The 268-nt window shown below is 38.8% G+C and carries 1 protein-coding gene; it reads right to left on the bottom strand.

The features are described 5' to 3' along the window. Positions 1–268: CsiV family protein (locus A3756_RS03700; protein WP_197481150.1), on the bottom strand; the 268-nt coding region annotated here is incomplete at both ends.

Raw genomic sequence — 268 nt, 5'->3', positions numbered from 1 at the left:
GGCTCTAATTTATTAATGGTGACAATTAAACCGATTGCCGGGTGATCTAAATAATGAATTTCTCCATATTTTAAGCGCCGGCTTTGGTGTAAACGGAATACCTGACTAGGTATCCTGGAGGAAGAGTGCTTGCTTAAAACAATTTCGTCTGGCTTGTATGCTTGTAGCAATGAATCAGTTTTGTGTCGAATAGTGCTGGTCGAAAGTAGCCAGTCGAAAATGTTTCGCTCTGGATAAAACAAAAAACTGGTAAGAAATAAATCTGCTT

It is taken from the genome of Oleiphilus sp. HI0086 (assembly GCF_001635225.1).
This window is presented reverse-complemented; position numbering and strand designations above follow the sequence as displayed.